The organism is Streptomyces sp. 549 (genome assembly GCF_030124175.1).
In the GTDB taxonomy this organism is placed as follows: Bacteria; Actinomycetota; Actinomycetes; order Streptomycetales; family Streptomycetaceae; genus Streptomyces.
The window spans coordinates 442698-448697 of record NZ_JASKMT010000002.1; the positions used below are offsets into that span (position 1 = coordinate 442698).

Annotated in this window: 7 protein-coding genes and 1 tRNA gene; 3 read left to right on the forward strand and 5 right to left on the reverse strand. The window is 71.5% G+C overall.

The genetic code is table 11. The features are described 5' to 3' along the window. Positions 1–29 precede the first annotated feature (29 nt). The 3 genes from QNO07_RS04065 to QNO07_RS04075 form a co-directional block, all read right to left on the reverse strand. Positions 30–1031 (reverse strand): CPBP family intramembrane glutamic endopeptidase, encoded by a 1002-nt coding sequence (locus QNO07_RS04065; RefSeq protein ID WP_283990030.1) that lies wholly within the window; start codon positions 1029–1031, stop codon positions 30–32. 152 nt (positions 1032–1183) lie between these two features. Continuing rightward, positions 1184–1843 carry a response regulator transcription factor gene (locus QNO07_RS04070; protein ID WP_283990075.1) on the reverse strand — a complete coding sequence of 220 codons (660 nt, stop codon included), beginning with the start codon at positions 1841–1843 and terminating at the stop codon, positions 1184–1186. A 1-nt stretch (position 1844) separates the two neighbouring features. Then, positions 1845–3176 carry a sensor histidine kinase gene (locus tag QNO07_RS04075; protein ID WP_283990031.1) on the reverse strand — a complete coding sequence of 444 codons (1332 nt, stop codon included), beginning with the start codon at positions 3174–3176 and terminating at the stop codon, positions 1845–1847. A gap of 335 nt (positions 3177–3511) precedes the next feature. Between QNO07_RS04075 and QNO07_RS04080 the strand changes: the two genes are divergently transcribed. Beyond that, on the forward strand, positions 3512–3745 hold the full coding sequence (locus QNO07_RS04080; protein WP_283990032.1) for a hypothetical protein: 234 nt from the start codon (positions 3512–3514) through the stop codon (positions 3743–3745). 55 nt (positions 3746–3800) lie between these two features. Here QNO07_RS04080 and QNO07_RS04085 read toward each other — a convergent pair whose 3' ends face one another. Next, on the reverse strand, positions 3801–4025 hold the full coding sequence (locus tag QNO07_RS04085) for a cold-shock protein (protein ID WP_283990034.1): 225 nt from the start codon (positions 4023–4025) through the stop codon (positions 3801–3803). A gap of 461 nt (positions 4026–4486) precedes the next feature. Here QNO07_RS04085 and QNO07_RS04090 point away from each other — a divergent pair, with 461 nt between their 5' ends. Both QNO07_RS04090 and QNO07_RS04095 read left to right on the forward strand, forming a co-directional pair. Then, complete coding sequence (locus QNO07_RS04090; RefSeq protein ID WP_283990035.1) at positions 4487–4756, forward strand: type II toxin-antitoxin system Phd/YefM family antitoxin; 270 nt, start codon at positions 4487–4489, stop codon at positions 4754–4756. Next, on the forward strand, positions 4746–5213 hold the full coding sequence (locus QNO07_RS04095; protein WP_283990036.1) for a type II toxin-antitoxin system VapC family toxin: 468 nt from the start codon (positions 4746–4748) through the stop codon (positions 5211–5213). The genes QNO07_RS04090 and QNO07_RS04095 overlap by 11 nt, the downstream gene beginning before the upstream one ends. Positions 5214–5329: 116 nt before the next feature. Here QNO07_RS04095 and QNO07_RS04100 read toward each other — a convergent pair. Then, a tRNA-Arg gene (locus QNO07_RS04100) sits at positions 5330–5407 on the reverse strand. Between the last annotated feature and the right edge of the window lie 593 nt (positions 5408–6000).

Sequence of the window (6000 nt, forward strand, 5' to 3'; positions counted from 1 at the left end):
GTGAGGGGGGAGGGGCAGCGGACGGCCCGTCAGCCGGTCGTCCGCTCCTCGGCGACAGGCGGCAGTGCCGCCGTGTCCCGGTCGGCCGCGTCCACGTCGGCCGCACCGTTGACGGCCGCGTCCCCGACGTAGCCGAGGCGACCGCGGGTGGCCATCAGCAGGACGACGGCCGTGACGACGCAGGCGACCAGGAGGGAGTAGACGGTGTAGTCGTCGGACAACGTGGGGAACATGTCCGACCAGGCGACGGAGAAGAAGTTGTTGACGCTGGTGTGCAGCAGCATCACCAGCGGCATGCTCCCGCCGGAGCGGTTGAACACCCACGTCATGGCGAAGCTGAACGCGACCGTCGTGCACATGAACGCCGTCACCCGCCCCGCGCCGGGGTTCGGCCCGCCGCCCCACTCGGTCAGGAACAGCGGCAGGTGCCACGCGCCCCAGAGCAGACCGACACCGACGGTGGCGGCCAGCGGCCCGTACCGGCGCTGTGCGCGCGGCATCGCGAACTCGCGCCAGCCGGGCTCCTCGGCGAGCCCGGTCGTGATCATCTGCACCAGCAGCGCGGGCAGGTACGCGGCAAGCACCACGGCGGACGGCAGCGCGGGTCCCCGGCCGGACAGTGCCACCGACGTCAGGGTCAGCGCGGCCGGCACCGACAGCAGGACCACGACGTACCAGCGCCAGCTGACCCGGAGCCTGGTCATCCGGCCGAGCCAGATCCGCAGGCCGCGACGTCCCTCGGTGATGCCGGTCAGCAGGAGGGCCGAGGTGATCGGACCCAGGTAGGCACCCGGCAGGACTCCCAGGAGCTGGGTCGTGCCGCCGACCTCGGGGAAGGAGTAGCGCCAGACGCCGAGGCCGTTCTCCGACAGGATGTACGGCGTCCAGGCCGCCCAGCTCAACGTGAAGGTGAGCACGAAGAACCAGGTCAGCGGGCGGCGGCGGAGGCTACCGCGCAGGCCCCCGGCACGTCCTGCCCGGCCTGCGGGGTCCGGTTCGGCGCTGAGCGGGGATGGGTCCTTGATACTCACTGGGGTGTCCCTTCGGACGGGTCTGGTGTGACGTGTTCAGCACACCAACCCCGCGTCCGCGGATCATTGCCGTGAGCGCCCCGAGTAGTGGTACAGCAGGCTGTACCACCGCCCGAACGGCCCGCCCTGCTGCCCGCGCCGACCCCCGCGCGCTAGCTCCCGCGCCGCGCGTTCTCCAGGTAGTGCAGGACGGCCGCCACCCGCCGGTCCGTCCGGTCGGTGGGGGACAGGTCGAGCTTGGCGAAGATGCTGCGGATGTGCTTGTGCACGGCGCCGCCGGTGACGACGAGGCGTTCGGCGATGGCGTTGTTGCCCAGCCCCTCGGCCATCAGGCCGAGCACGTCCCGCTCGCGCGGACTCAACCGTTCCAGACGGGTGTCCTGGCGGGTCCGGGTGAAGAGCTGGGCAACGACCTCGGGATCGATGGCGGTACCGCCGGAAGCCACCCGGTGCAGCGCGTCGAGGAACTCCTCCACCCGGCCCACCCGCTCCTTGAGCAGGTAGCCCAGACCGCCGACACCACCGGTGAGCAGGTCGGTGGCGAAGCTCTGCTCCACATACGCGGACAGCACGAGCACGGCCAGGTCGGGACGCCGCCGCCGGGCCTCCACCGCCGCGCGGATGCCCTCGTCGGTGTGGGAGGGCGGCATGCGCACGTCGAGGATCGCTATGTCCGGCGCGTGCTCGTCGATGGCCGCCAGCGCGCCTTCGGGCGTACCGGCGGTGGCCACCACGTCCAGGGACTCCGCGCGCAGCAGCAGCGCGAGCCCCTCGCGCAGCAGCGGGTCGTCCTCGGCGATCACGATCCGCAGCTCACGATCCACAGGGAAGCTCCACCTCAAGAGTTGTCGGGCCGCCGACCGGGCTGGTCAGGCGGAACGTCCCGTCATGCGCCGCCACCCGGCGGCGGATACCGCTGAGCCCGGTCCCGCCGCCCGTACCGCCCGGGTCCGCACCGCCCACGTCCCCGCCGACTTCGAGGCCCACGTCCCCGCCGCCCGTTCGGCCGGCGTCCGCGCCGCCCCGGCCGTCGTCGGTGACGGTCAGACGCAGGCGCCCGCCACGGGCGTGCGCCACCACGGCGGCCCGCCGGGCGCCGCTGTGCTTGGCGATGTTCGTCAGCGCCTCGGCAGTGACGAAGTAGGCCGTCGCCTCGACGGAGGCGGCACACCGCTGCGGCACGTCGACCTCGGTGCGGCAGGGCACCGCGCAGCTCGCGGCCAGACCGGTGAGCGCCCCGGCCAACCCCCGGTCGTCCAGCACCGGCGGCAGGATGCTGCGCGCCACCTCGCGCAGCTCGGCCAGCGCCTGCTCGGCGGCGGACTGGGCGCGCTCCAGCATCTCGTCGGCGCGGGACGGGTCACGTGCCACCTGGCGGCGGGCGGCACCGAGCAGGACGGTGACGGACACCAGCCGGTTCTGCGTCCCGTCGTGCAGGGCGCGCTCGATCCGGCGCAGCTCGACGGCGTGCGCGTCCAGCGCGGCGGCGCGGGTGGCGGTCAGTTCCGCGACCCGCAGCGACAGGTCGGTCTCCGGGCCGGCCGCCAACAGCCGCCGTCCGGGCGCCGCCTGGAGCCGGGCCATCGCCGGGCCCAGCCCCAGCAGGATCGCGATCCACCCCACACCCAGCAGGGCCACGGCGACAGCCTCGGGCCACGACTGGGCCGTGCCGAACCCCACGGAGGTGGCGGTCGTGTCCTGCGGGAGCAACTTCCAGTACAGCGGGAAGGCGGTGTCCCGCGCGGCGAGGACCGGCAGCCAGACGCCGAGGAAGCCCAGTCCGAGCCCGGCGGTGGAGTGCCGCAGCAGCCACCGCGCCTCCCGCCGGGTGGCCGGGTCGACGAGCGCCGACCGGACCCGGACGGGCGGTGGTTCCGGTGCCGGGACCTCCGGTCCCCACCGCGCCAGCCGCTCCCGCTCCCGCCCGGCCAGGGCGTGCAGCGCGCGCAGCACCAGCGGCGCCAGCAGCAGCCCGACACCCGCCAGCACGGACACCGCCGTCACAGCGAGCACGACCAGCACGAGCAGCGCCAGGACCGCCGTACCGAGACCACTGACAAGCTGCGCGACTGCGGACCCGGAGGCCCGCAGCACCCGGACGGCGGTGTCCTGCAACCTCTCGCCCGCGCCCTCTCGCGGCGACACCGCCTCGCCTCCCACCCGCGCCCCTTACGCCTCCGCGCCCGTTCCGACGCGTCCGTCCCGCCTGGACGGTCACGGGCGCGGCAAGTATCGCAGGGGGAGCCACCCCCGCCACGGCTGAGCGCCGCGCCCTCCAGGCGGATGCGGGGCGGATGCGGGGCGGATGCGGGCGTGGTCGTGGACGCGGGTACAGCCTGCTGTACTCCGAGCCGGGCAGTCCACGGGATCGATCGACGGCGGGCCGGCTCCTAGCGTCATGGGCAGAGCAGCCGCAGTGACTTCAGCACTGCCACCGTTGCCGCCGCACCCGTTGCTGCCACATCCACAGGAGGAACCCCATGGCCCCCACCGACCGCGACCACCTCTCCACCCTCACCGCTGACGTCCCCGCCCCGATCACCGGTGGTCGCGTCTACCGCACGTTGCTGTGGGCGGTCCTGATCACCAGCACGCTCGTCAACCTCGCGGCCTCCCTCGTCGGCGCGGACCTCGCACTGCACCTCGTCTGCGGCGTCGTCACCGCGCTCAGCGCGACCGCCCTGGTCCTGCACGGCCTGCGCGGCCGACGATAGGCCGACACCGTCACCAACCTGGCCGCAACCGAAGGCCGGTGGCAGGACCTCAACGTCAGGCCGAGCGGGGCACGATGCTCACCGCGCGGTACTCGTAGCCGTCCTGCCGGAAGCCGGGGGCTTCCCACGTGAGGTCGACCCGCTGACCGGGCGACAACGTGCGGAAGCCGGCCACCTGGATGTCGGAGTAGTGGCCGAAGCAACCACCGGGCGTCTCGGAGGAGTCGAGCACACCCCACCCCTCCTCGTCGTTCCACTCGCGAACCGTCGCATTCACCATGCCCGGAACCCTACGGGCCGCCTCCCGCAACGCCCTCACCGACCGACGGGGCTCTGCGCGCGGCACCCCCGGGCCACTTGGTCAAGCTTCGTACAGCCACCTCGTGAACGCGCGAGGCTCGGGCGTTGCCCTTGAATTCAGAGTTCTGGCCGAGGCCGACACGGCCGCGGACCCGGATCGGAGCCGTACCGGATAGTGCTGACCCGTCGGGAGAAGTACCGGGAGCCGGCGCTGGAGCAAGGCAGGCTGCAGGGTGCCTGGCCAGGGAAATCACCTCTCCGCGGTTCTCACGGGTTCACGGAGTTTCCGGGACTCAGGTGTGCTGGGTCTGTTCCGGTGGGCCGCCCGTGACGACTGCCGGCCTGCCCTGGCCGCTCACCGCGTCAACGGTCGAAGGCTTGTCGGTGCAAGACCTCGGCACGAAGTGCTACCGGGTAGCACCGAGTGCTACCGTGGTTGGTATGAGCGTTCAGCCCGAAATCACCCAACGGGATCTGCGCAGCCGGTCCCGAGAGATCATGGACGCCATACAGGGCGGCCAGTCGTTCACCGTCACCCGCGACGGACACCCGATCGGCCAGCTCGTCCCGCTGCGCCGACGCCGTCGGTTCGTCTCCCGCCAGGAGTTCGCCGCGATGTCCAGGACCGCGCCCGACATCGACCTCGACACGTTCCGCGCCGACCAGGACGCCACGGCCGACGCCTACCAGGACGATCCCTATGCCCGCTGACCGCTCGACGTATCGGCAGGGCCTCCTCGACACCAACATCATGATTCTGCGCCGCTGGGTGGCCCCCGAGGAGCTACCGGACGAAATGGCGATCACCGCCATCACCCTGGCCGAACTGTCCGCCGGCCCGCACGAAGTCCGTCGCAACGACGAGCAGAGCAGTTACGACGAACACGCCGAACGCGCCCGCAGGCTCGACGTTCTGCAACGCGCCGAGAACGAGTTCGACCCCATCCCCTTCGACGCCGAAGCGGCCCGCATCCACGGCCGTATCTGTGCCGCTGTGATCAGCGCCGGCCGCAAGCCACGCCGCCGGGTGGCCGACCTGATGATCGCTGCCATCGCCGTGGCCGAGGACCTTCCCCTCTTCACCACCAACTCCGACGACTTCAAAGGGCTGGACGACCTCCTCACCGTCGTACCGGTCACCCGCCCGAAGGTGCCCCAAGCAGGCTGACGCCAGGGCACCGGTGCGGTCGGAGCACAACGGAATTCGTGGTCCGGGCGTGGCGGAGTAGCGATCGTGCAGCAGGGCCGGTTCGAGGGTTCAAGCCCTTCGAACCGGCCGATGGCTGGTGCCCCCGGCAGGATTCGAACCTGCGACACCCGCTTTAGGAGAGCGGGTGGGTAATCTGGCGCCTGACCTGCGGCTTCGCCGACCGAGGTGGCGGGCGGCTACTCGACCGCAGAGAACCGGTGTTGACCGCAGCTGACCCCTGCATCTGGCACGATTGTGGCACGAACCTCAGCCGACGACAGTCAGCCACGACGGCGGGGGCGCCGACCGAGGGCGCACGCGTGTGCCTCGCTACACCCACCGGCCTCAGTCACGCTACTTGCTTGCGCCGTCGTCCACAGCCAAGTGCCACAGTCGGCCCGTGAAGAGAGCGCCAGATGTGCTGCAACTTCGGAGCCTTCACCTGGGGACGTGCAGGTGCATAGGGCTTGCTGGTGGGTTGAACTGCAGCGGAGCAGGACTGGCTCCTGTCGGGCGGTGGGCTGGATTCGCGGTATCCCCCCACGGTCTGGCACGGACCTCCTTGTGCCGAGCCCTACAGCCACATAGGTGCTAAGCGGCATTTTGCTCCCCTTTGCCCTCCGGGTGCAGGGCCAGAGCTCCAGTAGTAGCCCCAGGCGCCTGGCGGTCTCAGACCGCTGGCCTTGCTCCTGCCTTGCCTGGCCAGGGCGGTTTCAAAGTCTGACTGTTCATGGGTCCGTGCTGGTCAGCGGAGTCCGAGGAGAGC

Coding starts and splice junctions, on each gene's coding strand:
- QNO07_RS04090 (WP_283990035.1), top strand. CDS start 4,487: ATGAGCGTTCAGCCCGAAATCACCCAACGGGATCTGCGCAGCCGGTCC.
- QNO07_RS04085 (WP_283990034.1), bottom strand. CDS start 4,025: ATGGTGAATGCGACGGTTCGCGAGTGGAACGACGAGGAGGGGTGGGGT.
- QNO07_RS04080 (WP_283990032.1), top strand. CDS start 3,512: ATGGCCCCCACCGACCGCGACCACCTCTCCACCCTCACCGCTGACGTC.
- QNO07_RS04095 (WP_283990036.1), top strand. CDS start 4,746: ATGCCCGCTGACCGCTCGACGTATCGGCAGGGCCTCCTCGACACCAAC.